General features: G+C 58.5%; 1 protein-coding gene. It reads right to left on the reverse strand.

Going from position 1 to position 1,132, the window contains the following annotated elements; genetic code table 11:
• Positions 1–100 precede the first annotated feature (100 nt).
• On the reverse strand, positions 101–1,132 hold a 1,032-nt coding region (locus A3754_RS23745; protein ID WP_197468821.1), incomplete at its 5' end, for an NAD-binding protein.

Genomic DNA, 1,132 nt, shown 5'->3' on the forward strand with positions numbered 1-1,132 from the left:
TTCGTTTAGAAACTTATCCAGCACAAGGAGCAGGAGGAGCGGAGAAGAGCACCTGCAGCCATCATCAGTATTGGCTACAGGTGCTCGCCAGCGGAGCACGCTAGGTGCTCGATTTTTTCTGCGAACTCCCTTTCTTCTTGTCGGCGATGGCCGAACCGGACTTGTTCTTGTCCGATTTGTTGTCAGTGGTGGTCTCTTTTTCCTCGCCTTTGCCATCCGTCTTGTTCTCCGCTGCCGCTTTCTCGGCGGCGGCTTCAGCGCGGGCTTCGGCTTTCTTTTCTTCCTTGGCGGCGTCTTCTTTCACCAGGCCAAGAATATGCCAGCCGGCCTTCGGGTCAGGCTGCTCTTCCGCGGAAAAAACATGAATTCGCTCGCGGGCATCAATGGCAAATAGCGGCCAGACCTGGCGCCCCGGTGCCTCTTTGTAGGCCTGAAAACTGAATTCTTCGGTAATGCGTGTTTTGCGGATTTCAGCGCCCTGGCTGAGCAGGCTGGCCAGGCGGGCATAGGTCATCTCCGGCGCAAAAAGGGTGGCGCCACGGTGTTCTGGCGCCACTTCGTGCTTCACTTCCTTTTCCGTTTTCTGGGTGGGCAGGCTGAAAATGTTCTGTTCGCCGAATTCCAGCCGGTAGCGCATGGTCGCCATGGTATTAAGCTCACGGCGAGGGCTGAGGCCCAGCAGCTTGCCATAACCCACCAGATCCAGATATTGATCCGCGTGTTGAGATACCGGGTTGCCGTAAAAGGTGCCCAGCCCTTCCATCCTCGCCGAACGAATGGACTCCCAGCTGGAATCGGTGACCACCACCGGGTACTGGTTTTTCTGCAAGGCTGCACCAATGGCCCGGGCCACCGGGTTGGCGCCGATGATCAGGAAGCCGCGTGCGGCAGGTTCCGCCACTTTCAGCAGGCGGGCCAGAGGCCGAGCCGTGAGGCTCTGCAACGCTACCGTGCCGATAATCACCATAAAGGTGAGCGGCACCAGCTTTTCGGCCCCGGGAACGCCATTTTGCTGCAAGCGTTCGGCAAACAGGGCGGAGATCGCCGCGGCAACAATACCGCGCGGAGCAATCCAGGCGAGCAGGGACTTTTCTCGCCAGTTTAGCGATGAGCCCAGTGTGGAAACCCATAC

It is taken from the genome of Alcanivorax sp. HI0083 (genome assembly GCF_001635175.1).